Consider the following 20,120-nt stretch of genomic DNA (forward strand, 5'->3'; position numbering starts at 1 on the left):
TTTTTATATTATTTCTTATGCAAAATTTAATAAAGATTTCATTTCATTAAAGTTTTCTAAGTTAATATTTAACTCATCTAAATCTTTTCTTTTTGTATAAGGATAGATAACATTTTGAATTGATTTCATTTCTAAATTAAGTCTTTCATCATGAGCCATTTTTAAGAAATTAATAGTATATTCTATTATATTATTATGAAGTCCATCTTCTTTCATAACTTCAGCAATAGACTTTGCTTCGTCATTAAATATTTTCATAACAGTATTTTTCTCTTTTTTGCTACCTTGAATCATAATAAAATCAATAAGATGAGAAATACTTTGTTTTTTTGATGCCCAACTTAAAGTATTTGGAGTTATAAATAATGAACGTAAAGCTCTAATACAAGTTCCAATATTTTCAATAAATATAGTATCGTTTGGAGAGTAATGACTTCCTTTAGAAATCATAGAATAGCTATCAATATCTTTTGCAATTTGTTTAAGTTCTTCATCTCCTACAACACTAAGGGATTTTTCAATCCAATCATAGGTTGCATCAATAATTCTTTCGGTGACATCCTTATTATTTACGGTGTAGTGATTAATAGAATTAGTTACTTTGTCTTTTATTGATAGGTATAATTCAAAACCAGTATCTCCAGATTGTTCATCAATAATGCCAGTACATTTAAATTCTCTAAGTGAAATTGAATCGTAGATTTCAAATTTAATATTTTCATCTACAATTCTATATTTTGTTAAATAGAATCTACCATATTTATCATCAATTAAGGTGATTTTAGCAATCAATCTATTTAGAATAAAGAATAAAGAAGCTTCAACTTCACCAGGTAATAAATTAAGAGATTTTTGAGCAATTGTCATGCCATCACCATCGCTTTTATTATTACACTTAGCAGCTTTTAAATCTTTTAAAAATGGTGTTAATAAGTTCTTTTTCGAATATTTTTGGAATAAATTAATTGCATATAATGCATAGTTAATATTTTGAACAGGTTCAACACCAGCTAAATCATTAAAAAACCAACCACAAGAAGTAAATGAGAAATGAGAATTTTTAATTCCAACTAGTAATGAAGCTATTTCTGTTTCATAGCCTTGAGCTTGACTATGTGAAGCTACTAAATTATCAATAAATATATCCATTTTTATTGCACCACATGCAACTTTTGAATAATCCATTAATAATTGGTATGGATCTACTTCGTTATTGAAAATTTCATTAATCTTTTCTTTAAAAATTTCATTTAATCTTTCACTGTTATTAGTTATAGCGACTCTTAATGGGAATCTCCATTTTTGATTCCAAGTTGGTTCTCCACCAGTGTGACAACCACAATCTTTGTACCATCTGCTAACACCGTGGAAACAAGACCAACTAGTACCCTTATTGTCTTCACCTGGATTTAAAATTGCTCTTCTAGTTGGAGGAATTTCTTCTAAAACAGTAGCATAGTTAGTAAGTTCAAATTCATCTCTTTCATAAACTTTTTTGATTAAAGCAGCTAAGGCCATATCACCAAAAGGTTCATGGTGCCCATAAATTTCACCATCGGTAGCTGTGTGAATAAATCTAGTATTATCGTTTTTACTAATAGTGCTAATTTCATTATATAAATTATCAGCATCTCTTAAGAGATGTCCAAAACTTATTCCTTCAGCTAATTGAGGATTATAGAAAAAGGCGTTAATTTTATTACCTTTTTCACCATATATATAAAAAGGCGTGTCATATGGAGCTGGCTTACCTTTCAATTCAATTATATTATTATTTTCATCTTCAATTGCCTTACATTGCCAAGGAGAAAGAATAATGAATTTAATATTTTCTTCTACTAAAATATCAATAACTTTTTCATTAACAGCTGTTTCAGGTAACCACATGCCTTCAGGCATTCTTTTAAATCTGTATTTAAAATCTTCAATACCACCTCTTATTTGAAGTCTAGCATTTTCAAGACTATCTAGAGGAAGAATTGTATGGTTAAATCCTTGAGCAATAGCATTACCATGACCAAGTCGCTGAATACTTTTTCTATCAGCTTCAATAATTAAATCGTGAACATCTTTATGATGTTCTTCAATCCAAGAAAGAAGAGTAGGTCCAAAGTTAAAAGATATATATTCAAAATTGTTAATTAGTGAGATTATTTTTCCAGTACCATCTAGATATCTACTGCTAGTATTTGATGCATAGCATTCATGGAGAATCCTTTCATTCCAGTTGATAAAGGGAGCAGCAGAATGTTGTTTTGGTATAATTCCAGTAAATGGATTTTCTCTAGGAGGTTGATAAAAATGTCCATGGAGAATTAATTTTTTTTTGCTTGCGTTATTCATAGTGTGGAATATAACATATTAATAATTTTTTGTGTAGAAGTAAGACTAACTAATGGTTTTATTCTTTCTTCCTGTTGACCAAAACTTGAGTTTTATTTACCATAACTTAACGTTGAGTAAAAGGGGATATCTATTTATGATACTAGTCGATATTGATAATTTGTCTTATCAAGAGTTGAAATACCTTGCCAAGCAGGAAGGTGTTGAAGATTATGATGCATTAAGCAAAGAAGACTTGATTGATGAGTTAAGTGATATATTTGATATAGTTGATGGAACATTTCAATTTAACAATAGATTACAAAACACTAGTGGGCAACGTTATGTTAACTCATTAACAGATATTGTAAATGGTGAAGGTTTCCAAGACTTGCCTGGTGTTGAAGATTTGACTGAAATATATATGGAAACATCAATCCATTTTATGCTATCAGATTTAAGTTGGGGATTTGCATATTGGTCAATTTCTCCATTAACTAAGGCTAAATTATTAGAGGAAGATGAATCTTATTTACAGAATGTATTTTTAAGAGTTACCTCAACTAATAACGAGACAAATGAAACAACTTTTTATAATATAAATGTTGATAAAGATGATACATGTTGGAGTATAAATCTATCTGAGCTAGGATGTACTTACCAAGTTTCATTATGTGTTCAAAACGATGCCGGTATGATTATCGCATTAGCACAGTCAATAGCTTTAAGTGTCCCTTTTCCATATTGGGTAAAACATACTGATGAATTGGAAAATAATCCAGTATTGTTTAATTCATCTTTTTCCTCAATAATAACAAAACAAGGGGAATATAAAGATCCTTTAGTTGTAAAATCTGTAATGACAAAATTAGCTCATGGAGATGAAAATGGCAAATACTAATGTGAATTTTGTTCTTCATGCTCATATGCCTTTTGTGCGCCATCCTGAGCATGAGAGGTTCTTAGAAGAAGATTGGTTATTCGAATCAATTAATGAATCCTATTTACCTTTATTGAGAATGTTAAATAAATTAAGTACTCAGAATATTAATTACAAGTTGAGTATTTGTTTTTCTCCAACTTTAATAACAATGTTATTAGATTCTTTACTTCAAGATAGATATATTAATTATTTAAAGTTACATATTGAGCTTGGTAAAAAAGAAGTAAATAGATGTGCTCAAGAGCAGCCTGAAGCTTTAGAGATGGCAAAAACATACCTAAAGACTTTAGAATTAAATCTAAAAGAATATTTAGAAATTTATGATAGAAATATTTTAACAGGCTTTAAAGAATTAAAAGATCAAGGATATTTAGAATTATTAGCTAGTGCAGCAACAAATTCATTTTTCCCTGTTTATAGTGAATATCCTATTGCAATAAATGCTCAAGTAGAAGTTGGTATTCAAACTTTTATTGAAGCTTTTGGTTATGAACCTGATGGATTTTGGTTACCTGAATGTGGTTATTATCCAGGACTAGAAGAAATTTTAGCTAAGCATAATATTACTTATTTCCCAGCTTCTTCACAATCTGTATTATTCAGTGAAAATAGATGTGAAACTGGAGTTTATAGACCTGTTAAAACTGAAAATGAAGTTATAATATTCCCAAGAGATTATCAAACTACTTCTTTAGTTTGGTCTCATGATGGATATCCTTCATCTAATGAGTATAGAGAGTTCTATAGAGATATTGGTTATGATTTACCTTTAGATTATATTGGACCATATATTCATGAACCTGAGGTTAGAGTATTTACTGGTTTTAAATATTGGGCAATTACACAAAAAGGTCCTGATAAGAAATATTATGATAGAGAAATTGCAATGAAAGTTGCTCAGCAACATGCTTTGAATTTTGCATATAATATTGCTCAAAAAGGAAGAGCTGTAAGACCTAATTTAAATGGTAAAGATCCTTTATTTACCTTATGTTTTGATGCTGAATTATTTGGCCACTGGTGGTATGAAGGCCTTCAATGGTTAGAAACATTAATTGTTGAACAAAATAGTGAATGTGCATCTATAACATTAATTAATCCAAAAGATTTTATTAATTCAGAAGCTAAAAGCTTCCAAAAAGTTAGACCTTGTTTGTCTTCTTGGAGTGAAGGTGGCTTTGCAAAAATTTGGCTTGATGGTTCTAATAATTGGATTTACCGTCATACACATAAAGCTATTGAAAGAATTGTTGAACTAGCTGAAAGATTTCCAAATCAACAAAGCTTGAAAAAGAGATTTTTAAACCAAGCTGCTAGAGAAGTATTACTTGCTATGGCATGTGATTGGCCATATATGATTTTTAATGATACAAATTCTCATTTTGCAAAGAATCAATTGATTTCTCATTTAGCAAATTTTGATGTTGTTTACTCAAATATGTGCAAAAATGCAGTAAATACTGAATGGCTAGTAAAGAGCGAATCTAGGGATAATATATTCCCTAATTTGGATTATAATATATTCGAAATTAAAAACTGCCAAAGTTTATAAAATTTTAAATTAGATAAAAAATTGCCTAGAGTTTTTCTCTAGGTTTTTTTATTTTATTTGCATAAAACGAATTAAGTAAATAATTATCAATTTATATATATCTTAAAATACTATACAAAAAACAACTATTTTAAGCTACTAAGTATCATTAATTAAGTTTACTGTAGTTTTTTATTGTAAAAAGGTGGTAATTAGTGTAGTATTAGGGTTGAAACGTGGTAAATAATAGTATTTTAGGAGTTTTTGAATGGATACGGGCATTTTCAAAATCACTATTGATGAGAAAGGAAGATTCCTTTTCCCTAATAAATTAAGGGAAAATATTGAAAAAGGATCTTTCATACTTACCTATGGAGTTGAAACTTGCTTACAAATTATCTCATTAGAAGACTTTAATTTAATAAAAGATACTATTAATAAGAATGCAGCATCTATGTTTGATAGAAATAGCAGAAAATTACTAAGAAGATTTGTAGCTCCTGCTACTGAAATCCTTTTAGATAAAACAGGCAGGCTTAGTTTACCAAGAGCTTTACGAGAAGATGTTGGCTTAGATAGTAAGTGTGAAGGTATTTTATTGAATGCTGGACCATTTATTGAAATTTGGAGCTTATCAAATTATCAAGCAAATAATGATGATTTAGATATCGAAGAAGCTACAGCACAACTCTTTAGTAAAATGAATGAAAATTAGGAGAGATTATGGAATTTGTACATAACCCAGTAATGGCTAAAGAAGTAAAAGAGTTCTTAGTCCCTCCAACGAAAGAAAACCCTATAATGGTAGATTGTACTACAGGAGAGGGTGGACATACATTTATGATGCTAAATAGCATCGATGATTTGACAGTAATTGGATTGGATTGTGATAAGCATATCCAAGAGAAAGCAAAGTATAGGATGAGAGACTTTGGAGACCGTTTTTTACCTGTTCATACTTGGTTTGATGATTACTTTAAAGATTATAGTGGTCCAAAACTCGATTTAGTATTAATCGATTTAGGAATTAGCATTTTCCATTATGAAGAAGCTAATAGAGGATTTTCTTTCAAAAAAGATGAGAAGCTTGATATGAGGCTTAATGATGAAAGTGAGCTTACTGCACAAATGGTGGTTAATACCTACAAGGAGAATGATCTAGCCGATTTAATTTATAAATATGGCGAGGAGAGATACTCTAGAAGGATTGCTAAGGCCATTTGTGAAGCTAGGCAACTTAAAAAAATTGAGAGCTCAAATGAATTGGAGAACATAATTTTTAAATGTGTTCCTCAAAATTATAAACATGGCAGGATTCATCCTGCTACTAGAACATTTCAGGCTTTGAGAATTGAAGTAAATAATGAATTAGATAGAATTGAAAATACTATCAGAAATGCTACTAATGCCTTGAAAGTAGGTGGAAGAATGGCAGTTATTTCATTTCATTCTCTAGAAGACAGAATAGTGAAATGGACTTTTAAAGATTTAGCAAATGGATGTACGTGTGATGAAAATGCAATCAGATGTACATGTAATAATAAGCCACTTGTAAAAATATTAACAAAAAAACCTATTACAGCAAGTGACGAAGAAAATGAAATAAATCCTCCTAGCCGTAGTGCAAAGCTAAGAGTGATAGAAAGAATATAAAATTGTAAAGATTTATATAAGTAGAAAGATTAGGAGGTGCATATGCATCAAAATGAAAAAAGTAATTTAAAAATAAATGTATCTCATGCATTAACTATTTTTACAATAGCTACAACATTTACTAGTCTTTTTACACCTGTTTATTTAAAAGGTTTAAATCAAAGTGCAATTAGTGAACATTCTAAGTTGATGAAAGAAAGAGAATTGTTGGTTGAAAGAAGAAATAAAGAATTGAGTGTTATCAGTTCTTTAAAAACCCCAGAAAGTGTTTATAACATGGCACTTTCTCAAGATTTAGATTTACAGATGGTAAATGATGATTAAAGAAGGTAAATATGGCTTTTTCAACATACAAATATGGAGTGTTCAGCGTTGCTAGATTTGCTCAAGCCGATGTAATAAAGCAGACTCCAAAGAAAATACTTAATATTGTAATTGATTCAAGAAAAGCTACTGAAAATAGTTTGTTTGTTTGTCTAGATGGTCAAAATACTGATGGTCATGTTTTCATTTCTAATGCAATAGAAAATGGAGCAGTTGCTGTTTTAATTAAAAGAAGTAAGATTGATCAAGTTTTAGCTCAGACAAGAAATAAAAATGTTGGTATTTTAGTAGTTGATTCTCCTTTAATCGGATTACAAAACTTAGCAAAAAATTATATTGCACAATTTCCTAATATTAACTATACAGCAATTACAGGCTCTGTTGGTAAAAGTACTACAAAACAAGCAGTTGCTGCTTTGTTATCTACATCTGGAAGAACAGTCTATACTCCAAATAATCTAAATAGTGAAATAGGCCTTCCTTTATCTTTGTTCCAAATCGATGAAACTACTCAATACGGCGTTTTTGAAATGGGAATTGATCATAAAGGCGAAATGGATAAACACTTATCAATGTTAAAACCTGATCAAGCTTTAATTACTACTATTGATAGAGCTCATATCGAGAAAATGGGATCAATGAGAAAAATAGCTAAAGAAAAAGGTAAAATTTTCCATAGTGATTTAGATATGGCTTTTGTTTCTAAAGGTTGTAGATATAAAAAGATTTTAACAAAGAATTTAAATTATAGTCCATATGAATATTCCTATAATGATGTACATTTTATAGACCAAGGTCTATTAGGAATTGATGTAATCATTGGAGATGAAAAAGTTAGACTTCCAATCCTTGGTGAATATTTATTAGAAGATGTTGTAGGCGCTATAACCCTAGTTAGAAAAATGGGTTTATCTGATATGCAAATTGTTGAAGGCTTAAAGGCATTTGTCCCAATGAGAGGCCGTGGTTCTATAGTTGATGGAAATATTACTGTAATAGAAGATTGCTATAATGCATCCCCAATCTCTACAAATATGATTTTAAGTTACTTAAAAAAAGTAGTATGGGCAGGAAATAAAAAAGTTGTATTAGGCTCAATGAAAGAACTTGGTAAAAATTCTAAGAAAGCACATATTCAAATAGCAAAAAGCGTATATCAGAATAAATTAGAAAGTGCATTTTTATTTGGTAAAGAAATGGAAAATGCTTATTACTATTTAAAGAAAGAAAATTATAGAGGAAATTTATTCTATAGTGACGATTTTGAAGATTTATCTTTAGCTGTAGATAAGAATAAGAAAAAAGGAGACTTGTTTTTGCTCAAGGGTTCAAGAGCAATGGCAATTGAAAGGTTAATCCCTACTTTACAAGGAGTAGTATGATGAAAAATTTTATTTATGAATTTGTTTTTCCTTTTTTCACCAGTTATGGTTTAACTTATCTTATTTCTCTTTTATTAATTAATAAAGCAGCAATAATGGTTAGTAAATCAAAACCTGAATTAGAAGGATTTCATAAAAATAAAGAAACAATCCCCAATGTTGGTGGGATTGCTTTTGTTCTTGCGACTTTCCTTTCCACAGCTTTTTTTGCACAAATAAATACTAAATTATTGTACTTATTTGGAGTTATTTCTAGTTTTGGCGTTTTAGGTTTTATAGATGATTTTTATAAAAGAAGTAGTGATAATGGTGATGGCATAACCAGTAAAACTAAACTTTTCTGGCAATTTGTTATTGCAATTTTCTTTGTCCTTTATGGTACTTATCACAATTTTATTGGAAGTGGAATTCCATTTTTAATGAAGGATAATATTATAGCTAAGATATTTGAAAATTTATTTTTAATTTTCTTATTAGTCTATTTTGTTAATGCTTTTAATATAACCGATGGACTTGATGGGCTTGCCGGATCTGTAAGTCTACCACTTTGTGTTTTATTGATTTTGATTGCAATAATGGGTGAGAACAATCAAATGATTTTAGTTTTGAGTATTAGTTTATTAGCTGCATTAGTTGCTTTTTTACATTTTAATAAATTCCCTGCAAGATATTTTATGGGAGATTGTGGTTCAATGGCATTAGGAAGCACTTTGTTAATAATTGCTTTATCTTTGAAGATTTCTTTAATTTTTATTATTGCATCCCTAATGTTGAGTGTTGAATTATTTACATCATTAATTCAAATAGTTTCGATAAATATATTTAAGAAAAAAGTTTTCACTATCGCTCCAATTCACCATTTGTTTGAAAAGAAGGGAGAGAGTGAAATTGAAATTGTAAACATGTTTTCAAGATTGTCAGCATTGTTTTCGATAATAGCTTTGTTACTTTATTGTTATTTGAATATTTAGAAAAGGAGTTTTAATTATTTATTAATTAATGGCACAAATTAAAAAAGAATGGTAAAACAAAAAATGAAGAAATCTAATTTAATAAAAACGAGAGATGTTTTTCTATCTCCTTTTGTATATTTTTTAGTAATATTTTCTTTGGTTCTATATGGTTTAATGATTATGTATAGTGCTTCATATTATGAAGCATTAATTCATTCTTTGGACCATGATTATTTTTTAAAACGCCAATTTCTATTTGCAATTTTTGCCTTTGTTATAGCAATAATAATACATTTTATCAATTTTGATTTAATTGATAAATTGACATATTTATTTTTAGCTGTATCAATAATATTGATGTTAATGACTCTTTTTACTCCTTTTGGGGTAACAGTCCTTGGAGCTAGAAGATGGTTGGCTATTGGGCCTATACCAAGTTTTCAGCCCTCTGAATTGATTAAAGTTGCTACAATATTATTTATTGCTAAATACTACAATGAAGAGAATCATAAAGATATTTTTGCAATATTTGTTGTAATCTTTTGTGCAGGATTAATACTCCTTCAAAGGGATTATTCAACAACAATAGTGTATTTAGTTACTTCTTTTTCTTTGCTTTTAATATGTGGTTGTGATTTTAAAGCTATCTCATTGATAATAGTTTTTTTATTTTTACCAGCATTATTAGCTTTGTTTTCTCAAAGTTATAGGATTAAAAGAGTTCTATCTTTTTTATTTCCTTCATTAGATCCATCAGGATTAAATTATCAAATTAATAATTCGATAAGTGCAATTGCAAGTGGTGGATTGTTAGGAAAAGGTTTAGGTAATGGATATTATAAACAAGGGATTTTACCTGAAGTTCAAAATGACTTTATTTTTGCACATTTAGGTGAAGAAGCAGGCTTTATTGGGATTTTTGTTTTAATTTTATTGTTTTTATTATTTGTACATATTGGTTATAAAGTAGCAAGTGTAAATTATAAAAGCAATAACACATTTTTTAGTTATATTGCTTTTGGTATTACAACTTCCATTGTATTACAAGCAATTATAAATATGATGGTTGTTACATCATTATTACCACCAACAGGAATACCATTGCCGTTTTTTTCACAAGGAGGTACAAATTTATTTTTTACTATTGTTTTAACTTCGATTGTCCATAAGATACTTTGTGAGACTTCAAAAAGTGATACTAGTAAAACAGAGTATAAAACAGATTACGAGGAGATGTATTTTGACTAAGAAAATTAAAATATTAATAGTTTCAATAATCTCTGTTATGATGATTTGCTCCATGTTTTATTTTTTGATGAATTCACAATATATGACAATTAAGCAGATTGAAATAAATATTGATGAAGGTGATATTCCTCCAACAATAATTTCATATTTGCAAAGTTATAAAAATAAAAATATTTTTAAAGTTGATTGTACTTCAATTGAGAAAAAACTTGAGTCAAATGCTTTTATAGCTGAAGCTCGAGCAAAAGTTTCTATGTCAAAAAAGCTGGTCGTTAACTTAAATAAAACTGAGGTTAATGCTATAATCAAGACAAGTGTAAATAATGAAGTTGCATTGATATGCAATAATGAAATATATAAAATAGAAGACGAGGATAGGTCTATAATTAATAATCATTTATTAACTATAGAAATGACAGAACAAGTGTTTTATTCATTGCTTGAGAATAATGATATTGAAAAGTTTCATATGCTATCAAATAATATAGGATTATTAAATCAATATTCTTACTTGATAAGTAGTGTAAAATACGATAATAATGTTAATAATAGTTTTGGCTTTTTTGAGTTAGAATTGAATAATACAAATATGGTAATTCGATTCAGAGATAAAGTTAATGCACTCGATATAAAAGGGGCAATTGATTTTGCACAGACTTTGAGCATTAACAGAGAAAAAGTAACTATTTTAGATGTATACCATGGGGCTATTGTACAAAGAAATAGACCTCTCGGAGGGTGAGTAATTGGCTGGAGAAAAAGTGTTGATGGGTTTAGATATTGGCTCAAAGACTATTAGATGTGTAATAGGTGCTATTGGGCGAGATGAACAATTTATGGTCGACAGCATTTGTGAAAGAGCCAGTGAAGGGGTTTTACACGGTTCAATTATTAATATAGAGCAAGCAGTTAGAGCTATTAATAGTGTTGTTAATGAGGCTCAACTTTTAGCAGGAACAGAAATCTCGGATGTTGTAATAGGCATTGGCGGAGAATCAATAAAAGGTACTATAAGTCAGGGTGTTGTTGGAATTAGCGATCCTGATCAAGAAATAAAAAGAGAAGATGTTATTAGAAGTATGGAGGTTGCTAAAGCCTTTGAACTTCCATCAGATAGAGAAGTTGTTCATCTATTAGTCCAGGATTTTAAAATAGATGGTAGATCTGGAATAAAAGATCCAATCGATATGTTAGGTAGACGTTTAGAGACAAAAGTTTTGGTTGTAACAGCAAATTCTATACTTTGCCAGACGCATAGAAAATGTGTTCAACGATTAGGTTTGAATGTAAGAAGAACAACAATTGATAGTTTAGCAGATGCTGATGTTACTTTATCTTCTGAAGAAAAAGAAATGGGTACTGTTTTAATAAATATTGGAGCAGGTACTACTGACATTATTGTTTACAGTAATGGTACTCCTTTATATATTGGCGGAGTAAATTTAGGTGGAAATTCAGTAACTGATGATATAGCATTAATCTTTAGTAAACCTAAGGCTGTAGCTGAGCAATTAAAGATTGATTATGGACATGCTTTTGTTCCCTCTGTTTCTAGTGATGATTTATTTACAATTCCAAGTGTTGGTGCCTTACCAGCAATTCAAATGCCTAGAAAGGAATTAGCAAAAGTAATAGAAGCTAGAATGGCTGAAATCTTTTCTAGACTACAAAATGATTTGCTTTCTGTTCCTGATTTAGGTAACTTAGGTGGAGGAGTTGTTCTTGTTGGTGGTGGAGCTCTTTTATCTGGAGTCACAGAATTAGCAAGTGAAATTTTTAGACTACCTTGTAGAGTTGGCTTCCCTGAAGCATTAGGTGGACTTGATAGAAATTATATAAATCCTCAATACACTACTGTATTAGGATTATTAAAAAGTAATGCTAAAAAGCATATAGAATCTTCTTCAGGTAGAAGAAAGAATAGTAAGAATGATAGAGCATTTGGAAATAAATTTTTGAAATTTTTCAAATCTTTATTTTAGAAGGTAAAGGATAGAATTTATGGATATTGGAATGTTTGAAGTACAAGATATGATTTCTGGTGACCAAGCTGTTGAGACAAACATTAAAGTTGTAGGTGTTGGTGGTGCCGGAGGAAATGCTATAAATCGTATGATAGCAAGTGGTTTAAAGAAAGTAAGCTTTGTTGCTATGAATACAGATATGCAAGCTCTACAAAGATCAAATGCCCAAACAAGAATTACTTTAGGTAAGGCTTTGACTGAAGGTCTTGGTGCTGGTGGTATTCCTGAAATTGGAGAAAAAGCAGCATTAGAAAGTAAAGAAGATATAAAAAGTGAAGTTGAAGATTGTGATATGGTTTTTGTAACTGCTGGTATGGGTGGTGGTACCGGAACAGGTGCTGCTCCAATTGTTGCTGAGGTTGCAAAATCTGTTAATGCTTTGACTGTAGCTGTTGTTACAACTCCTTTTTCCTTTGAAGGAAAGAAGAAACTTGCTTTAGCACAACAAGGAATAGAAAAATTAAGAGAACAAGTTGATACTTTGATTATTATTCCTAATCAATATTTATTAAATGTTGTTGAAAATAATACACCAATTAAGCAAGCATTCTTAATGGCTGATGAAGTATTATATATGGGTGTACAAGGTGTTTCTGAATTAATCACTGAACCAGGTGAAATAAATATCGACTTTGCTGATGTAAGAACTGTTATGAAAGGCAAAGGTGATGCTTTAATGGGTATTGGTTTTGGTGAAGGAGCAAATAGAGCTATAGATGCAGCAAGACAAGCAATAAGTAATCCTTTATTAGCAAATGCTTCAATTGATGGAGCTAAAAGTGTTCTAGTAAACTTAGCTGGTTCTGATTCTCTTACAATTCAAGAATATCAAGATGTAGTTGAATTGATAACTGAAAACTGTGCTGAAGATGCTTTAATTATTGCAGGTCAATCTTTTAATCCAGATTTAGGAGATAGAGTAAAAGTAACAGTTGTAGCTACTGGTTTTGAAAAAGTAAGTGAAAATGTTGGAGAACATATCTTTACTGCTGCTCCAGATAAGGCAAAAAAAGTTGAACCAACAGTTGAAGAAGAAAGTGTTAATAAAGCTGACAATAAATCTGATATGGCTACAATAACAGTAAATAGATGGCAAGATTTACAACAAAGAATTGGCTCTCAATCAACTGGAGGAGAACCAGATGATTATAATATTCCAGCTGTTTTAAGATATCAAAAGAGAAGAGATTCAAACAAGAATGAAAGATAATTCTTTATTACTTAGAGAATATATAGATTATTTAATGTATCAAAGACGGTTGCAAAATGCGACCGTCGATGTTTATAGAGTGCAAGCAGAATATTTTTTTGATTTTTTAAAAAACAATAATTTAGAGATCAATAATTTTTCAATTGAAGATGTAGAATCGTATTTATCTCAAAGTAAGCAACAGAGGAATTTGTCTGCAAGATCACAAGCAAAAAATCTTAGTGCTTTAAAAAATTTAATGAAATTTTTGATTCAAAGAAGATATAGAGACGATAATCCCTTAGATGTTTTAGAGTCTGTAAAAATTGATAAAACTTTACCTGAAGTTATAAGTGAAGAGGAAATCAATACTTTATTAAATTCAATTGAACTAACAGATGATTTAGCTATTCGTGATTATGCATTGTTTGAATTGATTTATAGTTGTGGACTTCGAGTAAGTGAAGTTATAAATTTACAATTAAGTAATTATCAAAATGATTTTTTAATAGTTCAAGGAAAAAGAGATAAAATGAGGTATGTCCCAGTTGGAGATATTGCAAAAGAGAAACTAAACTATTATTTAAATAAGGCTAGGCCTCATTTACTAAAGAATAAAAGTCAATATATTTTCTTAGGTAGACGTGGAGATAAACTTACTCGTCAAGCGATTAATAAACGCCTAGAAAACTATTGTTTTAAAACTGGGATACATATTCATGTTCATACCCTTAGACATTGCTTTGCAACGCATTTATTAAGAGGTGGTGCTGATTTAAGAGTAGTTCAAGAGTTATTAGGTCATAGTGATATACAAACCACCCAAATTTATACTCATATTAATAGTAAAGATTTAGAAGATACTTACAATAAATTCCATAAGAATCTAGAGGAAAAAAATAATAAATAATTGTATACAATTATTATATAATATTAATATAATTTTATGATTAAAAATTATATTATAAATACTATAATAATATGATTTTTATATTATAGTATAATCAGGTTTTTTATTTGAATTATCCCCTTAATCCATGATATATTATCATAAGGTTAACTATGAATTTAGAAGAATTATTAAATAATTATTTTTTGTATTTATCAGATATAAGAAATATGAGTGAGAAAACTATTATAAGCTATAAAAAAGATATAGTTGAATTTATTAATTTTTTAAAAATAAGAGAAATAGATTTTTTTAATATGGATCAAAGTGTTTCTACCCAATTTGTTAAATATTTAAATAAACGAAATCTAGAAAAGAGTACAATCTCAAGGAAAATTAGTTCTCAAAGAGGTTTTATAAAATATTGTAGGAAACATAAATTTATAAATAATGATATTTTTTCAAATATTTCTTTAAGAAAAGGAGAAAGAAAATTACCTACTGTTTTAAGCGTAGATGAAGTTTATCAGTTATTAACAATTGAAGTAAAAGATTTTGACACATTAAGAAATAGATTGTTGTATTCACTATTATATGATACAGGTTTGAGAATTAGTGAAGCATTAAATTTAGATGTTAGAGATATTAATTTAAATAAAAATAGTTTTAGTGTTTTTGGTAAAGGCAAAAAGCAAAGAATTGTGTTTTATACTGATAGAACAAAGCAATTATTAAAAGAATATATAGATATAAAAAATGAATTACAAATTGAAAAAAATATATCAATAAAAGAGGATCGAGACAAATTATTTGTAACAAATTTGGGAAAACACTTGTCGATTTCGTCTGTTGAGAGTATTTTTGAAAAACAAAGAGTTGAATTTGGATGGCAAAAAAACTTTACGCCCCATGTTTTAAGACACAGTTATGCAACTCATCTTTTAAACAATGGAGCTTCTATTAGAATGGTTCAACAAATGCTTGGTCATTCAAGTTTGTCTACCACTCAGATTTATACTCACGTATCGCAAAAAAAAATGAGAGATGTATATTTAAAATCACATCCACATGGAAGGAAATAAAATGGGATCATTTAAAGGAACAACAATTGTTGCAGTTAGAAAAGATGGCAAAGTCGCTATTGCTGGTGACGGTCAAGTAACTCAAGGAAATACTGTACTAAAAGGTAATGCTCATAAAATTCGTCATTTGTTCGGAGGAAAAGTAGTAACTGGTTTTGCTGGTACTACAGCAGATGCTTTTACCTTATTTGAATTATTCGAAAAAAAATTAAAACAATTCAATGGAGACTTAACTAGAGCCGCTGTTGATTTAGCTAAACAATGGAGAACTGATAAATCACTTAGACAGTTAGAGGCAATGTTACTTGTAACTGATGGTGAAAAAATCTTTTTAATAAATGGTGCTGGTGATGTAGTAGAACCAGAAAATGATGTTATGGGAATTGGATCTGGAGGCAATTATGCTCTTTCAGCAGCTTTAGCTTATTTAGATTCAAACACAGATATGAGTGCAAAAGAAATTGCTATTAAAAGTGTTAAGATTGCGGCTTCTCTTTGTATTTATACAAACAACTCTATTATCGTTGAAGAACTATCAAAGTAAAAGGGATAATTAATAATGAAAAATATACCACTATTAGATGAAATGAAACCTTCTCAGATCGTTTCAGAATTAGATAAATATATAATTGGCCAAAACCAAGCAAAACGAACTATTGCTGTGGCCATAAGAAATAGAACAAGAAGAAAAAAATTACCAGATGAAATCCGTGATGAAGTATCTCCAAAAAATATGATTTTAATTGGACCTACAGGATGTGGTAAAACTGAATTAGCAAGAAGAATAAGTAAATTAAGTAATGCTCCATTTATCAAAGTTGAAGCAACTAAGTTTACAGAAGTTGGGTATGTTGGCCGTGATGTTGAATCAATGGTAAGAGACCTAATGGGTATTTCTATGCAAATGGTTACAAAAGAAATGAGTGAAGCTCATAAAGATGAAGTTGAAGAAAAAGTTGAAGAAAGATTATTAGATTTAATAATTCCAATTGGTAACTCTTCATCAACCGAAATTTCTCCAAGTTCAATTTCTGAAAGCTCAAAAACAACTAGAGATAAATTTAGGGAAATGCTTAGAGAAGGCAAACTAGAAGATAGAGAAGTTGAAATCAAGGTAAACAATAGAGCTAATGTTGGAATTGAAATGGTTGGTGCAACTTCTATGGATGATATTCAAAATGCTATGAACTCTTTAGGTTCTATTTTCCAACAACCAAGAAAAAGAACTTGTTCAATTAAAAGAGCAAGAGAGATTTTAAGAGAAGAAGAAACTCAAAAAATGGTTGACCCAGATAAGGCTAAAGATGAAGCTAAAGAAAGAGTTGAGCAAATGGGAATTATCTTTATCGATGAAATTGATAAAATAGCATCATCTGAGGGTCAAAGAAATGGTCAAGATGTATCTCGTGAAGGTGTTCAAAGAGATATTTTACCAATAGTTGAAGGTACAAAAGTTAATACTAAATGGGGAATTATTGATACTACTCATATCTTGTTTATTGCAAGTGGTGCATTCCATGTTTCAAAACCAAGTGACTTAATCCCTGAATTGCAAGGTAGATTCCCTCTAAGAGTTGAACTTGAAGAGTTAACAGCTGAAGATTTTGAAAGAATTTTAGTTGAACCTAAAAATGCTATTACAATGCAATACCATGAATTATTAAAAACTGAAGGTGTTGAGATTAAATTTGATCAAGAAGCAATTAGACGTATCAGTGAAATTGCATATGAAGTAAATACTACAAATGAAAATATTGGAGCTAGAAGACTTTATACTGTAATGGAAAAACTTTTAGAAGAATTAAGCTTTAGTGCTGATGAATGTGCTAATCAAACAATTACAATTACAAAAGCTTATGTTGATGAAAGATTATCTGATGTAGTTCAAGATCAAGATTTATCAAGATTTATTTTGTAGGAGTAGATATGGAATTTCTCACTATTGAAGCAAAAGATTATGATGATGCTATTAAAATAGCAAGGCAAAGGTATGGAAGTACTGTAAGAATTCATTCATTTAGAAATATTCCTTCTTCTTTTGTGAAGAAAAGTTGTTGTGAAATAACTTGTTATTTGATTGATCAAAAGAAAGAAGACAATAGTGAGAAAACTGAAATTGAAAAACCTGTAAGTATAGAAGCTCCAAGTGAAGTTGTAGCTAATATGCGAAAAATATTATATAACAATGATTTTTCAACTCCCTTAATAGATAAAGTTATTGGGGAGTTAGTATGGCAAGATGCAAAAGATATTACCGAGATGGAATTAAGTCTTGTTAATGGTCTAATTGATAGTGCAAAAATTGATAGAGAAAATATGCTAAATCCTCCAAAGTACTTTGTTTTACATGGTTCTTCTGCTGTAGGAAAGACAGTTTCTTTATTAAAATTATCATTATTATATTCAAGTAAAATTGAAGAATCATCTAGAAGAAAAGTTGCGATTTTATCTTTGGGTGGTTCTTCAAAATTAAATTCAATTTGTGAGTTATATGAGATTGAGGTTTTTCATGTTGGTGATCCTCAAGCTCTTAGACAATTTGCTAAAACTGATTCAGATAGATATGATTTAATATTTGTAGATGCTGGGGATATTGATAAAGATCTTAAAGCAACTATGCTTGCTGTTCTTGAAGAAGAGAATATTGGGCATTTCTTATGCATTAATGCTAGATATAAACTTAGTGAATTAAAATATACTTATGAGCAGTTAATTGGAAAATATGAAATTAGAAGTGCTGTAGTTACAATGTGTGATGAAGCTAGATCTATAGGCAATGTTTTATCCTTCTGTAATGAATTAAATATTCCATTATTATTTTTCAGTGAAGGTAAAAAAATTGAAAAAGGTATTTATCCAGCTAATAGTTCATATATAATGAGTCTGTTTCATGGGTTCTCTATTGATTTTAGATCAATGTGGGAATCTTCAAATAAAGATAACTTAATTTAATTTTAATTTATTTTGTGAAACTAAACCTTCAATAATATTTTTTATAGCAGGGGAGGCAACATTACTTCCCCAAATAGAAGTTTGACTTGGTGCTTTTGCTGCAAAATAAATAATATACTTTGGATCATCTGCATCGACTATAGCAATTGTTGATGCAAGAGATTGTCCATCTGCATAACTTTTTGTTGTTTCATTAAGCAATTGTGCTGTACCAGTCTTTGCTGCAACTTTGATTCCATCGACTCTAGTATTTATTGCAGTTCCTCCATCTTCTGTAGCTTTTACCATTGAATCTAATACAGTTTGGGCAGTACTTGCCTTAATTATTTGTTTTGAGGGGGAGTCTTCTGTTGGTATATTATTTATTTGTTTGATTAATTTAGGTTCTACTAAAAAACCATTATTAGATATAGCTGTGGCAGCACTTGTAAGATTTATGGCTGTGGTTAATAACTCTTGCCCAAAAGCGATAGTAGGTTTTGATCTTAGTGACCATAGTTCAGTATCTTGAATTCTTGAACGTGATACTCCATTTAATGGGATGTCTTTTTTACTATCAAATCCAAATTCTAATAATTTATTATAAAACTCTTCTGTATTGGTTTCTAAGGCCCACTTACTAATAGCTCCATTACAAGAATATTTTAGCATTGTGTCTTTTGTAACTTCGCCATGCGCATGAGAACAATTAATAGTAAATTCTTGATTGTTGATTTCAAAAGTATAGGAGCCATCACAATAAAATGGTTCATCAAAATCTGCTTCATCGAGATCTACTAAAGCTGCAAAGGAAAATATTTTAAAAACTGAGCCTGGTTCATAAAGTAGGGAAACAGTATTATTTTTTCTTTGTTCTGTGGAACTATTTTTGAAATTATTTAAATCATACCAAGGATAGCTAGATAGTGCTAATATTTCACCATTTTTTGCATCCATAACAATTGCAACAACACTTTCAGGTTTATATTCTCTATTAACTCGTTGTACTTCTAAATCAGTAAGATATTGTATATTCATATCTAAAGTTAGATAAACATCATCTCCATAAGAAATGGTTTCATTTAGTTTTGGGCCGGGATATAATGTGTCATTTAATGTGTTTTCGATTCCTTCTAAACCATTATTATCATAACCTACAAAACCAATTGTTTGACAAGCATGGAAACTATATGGATAATCTCGACCATATTTTTTTTCTATTTTAACAAGGGCGGTTAATTTCTTCTCTTCAATTACTTTTTTAAATTCATCTACAATATCATCATCAATTCTATCTTTAATTAATGCTTGATATTGATAATTATTTGCTATTTGAATAATTTCATTTACACTCATATCTAAATACGGTGAACATAAGCTTGCAATAGAATTAATATCATCAATTTTATCAACTCTAAGGCTGCAACTATAGTAGGGGACTTCAATTGCTAAAAGGTTAGAATTTCTATCATAGATATTGCCACGAACTATCGATTGTGCAACAATTGGATCATCATAGTTTACTCTTTTGTTTTTTCCATTTATCATTATAAAAGACACTCTAATAAGTATTAGAGCTAATAAAAGGGTAATAATTATTTCTGCAAAAATAAAAATTTTTTCTTTTTTAGTGGAATCCATGATAGAAA

At 29.4% G+C, this 20,120-nt stretch carries 18 protein-coding genes; 16 read left to right on the forward strand and 2 right to left on the reverse strand.

Going from position 1 to position 20,120, the window contains the following annotated elements; translation table 11 throughout:
* Positions 1–15: 15 nt before the first annotated feature.
* Positions 16–2,343 (reverse strand): DUF3536 domain-containing protein, encoded by a 2,328-nt coding sequence (locus ACZ5RS_RS08910; RefSeq protein WP_464634572.1) that lies wholly within the window; start codon positions 2,341–2,343, stop codon positions 16–18.
* A 136-nt stretch (positions 2,344–2,479) separates the two neighbouring features.
* On the opposite strand from ACZ5RS_RS08910, the gene ACZ5RS_RS08915 reads away from it, so the two are divergent.
* The 16 genes from ACZ5RS_RS08915 to ACZ5RS_RS08990 all read left to right on the forward strand — a co-directional run bounded on the left by ACZ5RS_RS08915 (position 2,480) and on the right by ACZ5RS_RS08990 (position 18,492).
* Positions 2,480–3,223 carry a DUF4912 domain-containing protein gene (locus tag ACZ5RS_RS08915; RefSeq protein ID WP_464634574.1) on the forward strand — a complete coding sequence of 248 codons (744 nt, stop codon included), beginning with the start codon at positions 2,480–2,482 and terminating at the stop codon, positions 3,221–3,223.
* Entirely contained in the window at positions 3,210–4,817 is a 1,608-nt protein-coding gene (locus tag ACZ5RS_RS08920) for a glycoside hydrolase family 57 protein (RefSeq protein WP_464634576.1), read from the forward strand. The genes ACZ5RS_RS08915 and ACZ5RS_RS08920 overlap by 14 nt, the downstream gene beginning before the upstream one ends.
* Before the next feature lie 247 nt (positions 4,818–5,064).
* Positions 5,065–5,511, forward strand: coding sequence for a division/cell wall cluster transcriptional repressor MraZ (locus ACZ5RS_RS08925; protein ID WP_464634578.1), 447 nt, complete (start codon positions 5,065–5,067; stop codon positions 5,509–5,511).
* Positions 5,512–5,519: 8 nt separating this feature from the next.
* Positions 5,520–6,449, forward strand: coding sequence for a 16S rRNA (cytosine(1402)-N(4))-methyltransferase RsmH (gene rsmH / locus ACZ5RS_RS08930; protein WP_464634580.1), 930 nt, complete (start codon positions 5,520–5,522; stop codon positions 6,447–6,449).
* A 42-nt stretch (positions 6,450–6,491) separates the two neighbouring features.
* Positions 6,492–6,773 carry a hypothetical protein gene (locus tag ACZ5RS_RS08935; protein ID WP_464634582.1) on the forward strand — a complete coding sequence of 94 codons (282 nt, stop codon included), beginning with the start codon at positions 6,492–6,494 and terminating at the stop codon, positions 6,771–6,773.
* Between the two features lie 11 nt (positions 6,774–6,784).
* On the forward strand, positions 6,785–8,155 hold the full coding sequence (locus ACZ5RS_RS08940; RefSeq protein WP_464634584.1) for a UDP-N-acetylmuramoyl-tripeptide--D-alanyl-D-alanine ligase: 1,371 nt from the start codon (positions 6,785–6,787) through the stop codon (positions 8,153–8,155).
* On the forward strand, positions 8,155–9,126 hold the full coding sequence (locus ACZ5RS_RS08945) for an MraY family glycosyltransferase (RefSeq protein ID WP_464634586.1): 972 nt from the start codon (positions 8,155–8,157) through the stop codon (positions 9,124–9,126). The genes ACZ5RS_RS08940 and ACZ5RS_RS08945 overlap by 1 nt, the downstream gene beginning before the upstream one ends.
* 63 nt (positions 9,127–9,189) lie before the next feature.
* Positions 9,190–10,356 (forward strand): FtsW/RodA/SpoVE family cell cycle protein, encoded by a 1,167-nt coding sequence (locus ACZ5RS_RS08950; protein ID WP_464634588.1) that lies wholly within the window; start codon positions 9,190–9,192, stop codon positions 10,354–10,356.
* Positions 10,349–11,098: a cell division protein FtsQ/DivIB gene (locus ACZ5RS_RS08955; RefSeq protein ID WP_464634590.1), complete on the forward strand. Its 750-nt coding sequence runs from the start codon at positions 10,349–10,351 to the stop codon at positions 11,096–11,098. The genes ACZ5RS_RS08950 and ACZ5RS_RS08955 overlap by 8 nt, the downstream gene beginning before the upstream one ends.
* A 4-nt stretch (positions 11,099–11,102) precedes the next feature.
* On the forward strand, positions 11,103–12,338 hold the full coding sequence (gene ftsA, locus ACZ5RS_RS08960) for a cell division protein FtsA (protein ID WP_464634592.1): 1,236 nt from the start codon (positions 11,103–11,105) through the stop codon (positions 12,336–12,338).
* Positions 12,339–12,357: 19 nt separating this feature from the next.
* The gene (ftsZ, locus tag ACZ5RS_RS08965) at positions 12,358–13,590 is read left to right on the forward strand and encodes a cell division protein FtsZ (protein WP_464634594.1); all 1,233 of its coding nucleotides are present in this window, start codon (positions 12,358–12,360) and stop codon (positions 13,588–13,590) included.
* On the forward strand, positions 13,580–14,479 hold the full coding sequence (locus ACZ5RS_RS08970) for a tyrosine-type recombinase/integrase (RefSeq protein WP_464634596.1): 900 nt from the start codon (positions 13,580–13,582) through the stop codon (positions 14,477–14,479). The genes ftsZ and ACZ5RS_RS08970 overlap by 11 nt, the downstream gene beginning before the upstream one ends.
* Before the next feature lie 152 nt (positions 14,480–14,631).
* Positions 14,632–15,540 carry a site-specific tyrosine recombinase/integron integrase gene (gene xerA / locus ACZ5RS_RS08975; protein WP_464634598.1) on the forward strand — a complete coding sequence of 303 codons (909 nt, stop codon included), beginning with the start codon at positions 14,632–14,634 and terminating at the stop codon, positions 15,538–15,540.
* A gap of 1 nt (position 15,541) precedes the next feature.
* Positions 15,542–16,084 carry an ATP-dependent protease subunit HslV gene (gene hslV / locus ACZ5RS_RS08980; RefSeq protein ID WP_464634600.1) on the forward strand — a complete coding sequence of 181 codons (543 nt, stop codon included), beginning with the start codon at positions 15,542–15,544 and terminating at the stop codon, positions 16,082–16,084.
* A gap of 15 nt (positions 16,085–16,099) precedes the next feature.
* Positions 16,100–17,458 carry an ATP-dependent protease ATPase subunit HslU gene (hslU, locus tag ACZ5RS_RS08985; protein WP_464634602.1) on the forward strand — a complete coding sequence of 453 codons (1,359 nt, stop codon included), beginning with the start codon at positions 16,100–16,102 and terminating at the stop codon, positions 17,456–17,458.
* A gap of 8 nt (positions 17,459–17,466) precedes the next feature.
* A complete protein-coding gene (locus ACZ5RS_RS08990) occupies positions 17,467–18,492 on the forward strand; it encodes a hypothetical protein (protein ID WP_464634604.1) in 1,026 nt (341 codons plus the stop codon).
* Here ACZ5RS_RS08990 and ACZ5RS_RS08995 read toward each other — a convergent pair.
* Positions 18,484–20,112, reverse strand: coding sequence for a peptidoglycan D,D-transpeptidase FtsI family protein (locus tag ACZ5RS_RS08995; RefSeq protein WP_464634606.1), 1,629 nt, complete (start codon positions 20,110–20,112; stop codon positions 18,484–18,486). The two genes, ACZ5RS_RS08990 and ACZ5RS_RS08995, sit on opposite strands and share 9 nt — an antisense overlap.
* Positions 20,113–20,120 lie beyond the last annotated feature (8 nt).

The sequence above is a fragment of the Pleomorphochaeta caudata genome, assembly GCF_055395745.1.

Coding starts and splice junctions, on each gene's coding strand:
- ACZ5RS_RS08910 (WP_464634572.1), bottom strand. CDS start 2,343: ATGAATAACGCAAGCAAAAAAAAATTAATTCTCCATGGACATTTTTAT.
- ACZ5RS_RS08915 (WP_464634574.1), top strand. CDS start 2,480: ATGATACTAGTCGATATTGATAATTTGTCTTATCAAGAGTTGAAATAC.
- ACZ5RS_RS08920 (WP_464634576.1), top strand. CDS start 3,210: ATGGCAAATACTAATGTGAATTTTGTTCTTCATGCTCATATGCCTTTT.
- ACZ5RS_RS08925 (WP_464634578.1), top strand. CDS start 5,065: ATGGATACGGGCATTTTCAAAATCACTATTGATGAGAAAGGAAGATTC.
- rsmH (WP_464634580.1), top strand. CDS start 5,520: ATGGAATTTGTACATAACCCAGTAATGGCTAAAGAAGTAAAAGAGTTC.
- ACZ5RS_RS08935 (WP_464634582.1), top strand. CDS start 6,492: ATGCATCAAAATGAAAAAAGTAATTTAAAAATAAATGTATCTCATGCA.
- ACZ5RS_RS08940 (WP_464634584.1), top strand. CDS start 6,785: ATGGCTTTTTCAACATACAAATATGGAGTGTTCAGCGTTGCTAGATTT.
- ACZ5RS_RS08945 (WP_464634586.1), top strand. CDS start 8,155: ATGAAAAATTTTATTTATGAATTTGTTTTTCCTTTTTTCACCAGTTAT.
- ACZ5RS_RS08950 (WP_464634588.1), top strand. CDS start 9,190: ATGAAGAAATCTAATTTAATAAAAACGAGAGATGTTTTTCTATCTCCT.
- ftsZ (WP_464634594.1), top strand. CDS start 12,358: ATGGATATTGGAATGTTTGAAGTACAAGATATGATTTCTGGTGACCAA.
- ACZ5RS_RS08970 (WP_464634596.1), top strand. CDS start 13,580: ATGAAAGATAATTCTTTATTACTTAGAGAATATATAGATTATTTAATG.
- xerA (WP_464634598.1), top strand. CDS start 14,632: ATGAATTTAGAAGAATTATTAAATAATTATTTTTTGTATTTATCAGAT.
- hslV (WP_464634600.1), top strand. CDS start 15,542: ATGGGATCATTTAAAGGAACAACAATTGTTGCAGTTAGAAAAGATGGC.
- hslU (WP_464634602.1), top strand. CDS start 16,100: ATGAAAAATATACCACTATTAGATGAAATGAAACCTTCTCAGATCGTT.
- ACZ5RS_RS08990 (WP_464634604.1), top strand. CDS start 17,467: ATGGAATTTCTCACTATTGAAGCAAAAGATTATGATGATGCTATTAAA.
- ACZ5RS_RS08995 (WP_464634606.1), bottom strand. CDS start 20,112: ATGGATTCCACTAAAAAAGAAAAAATTTTTATTTTTGCAGAAATAATT.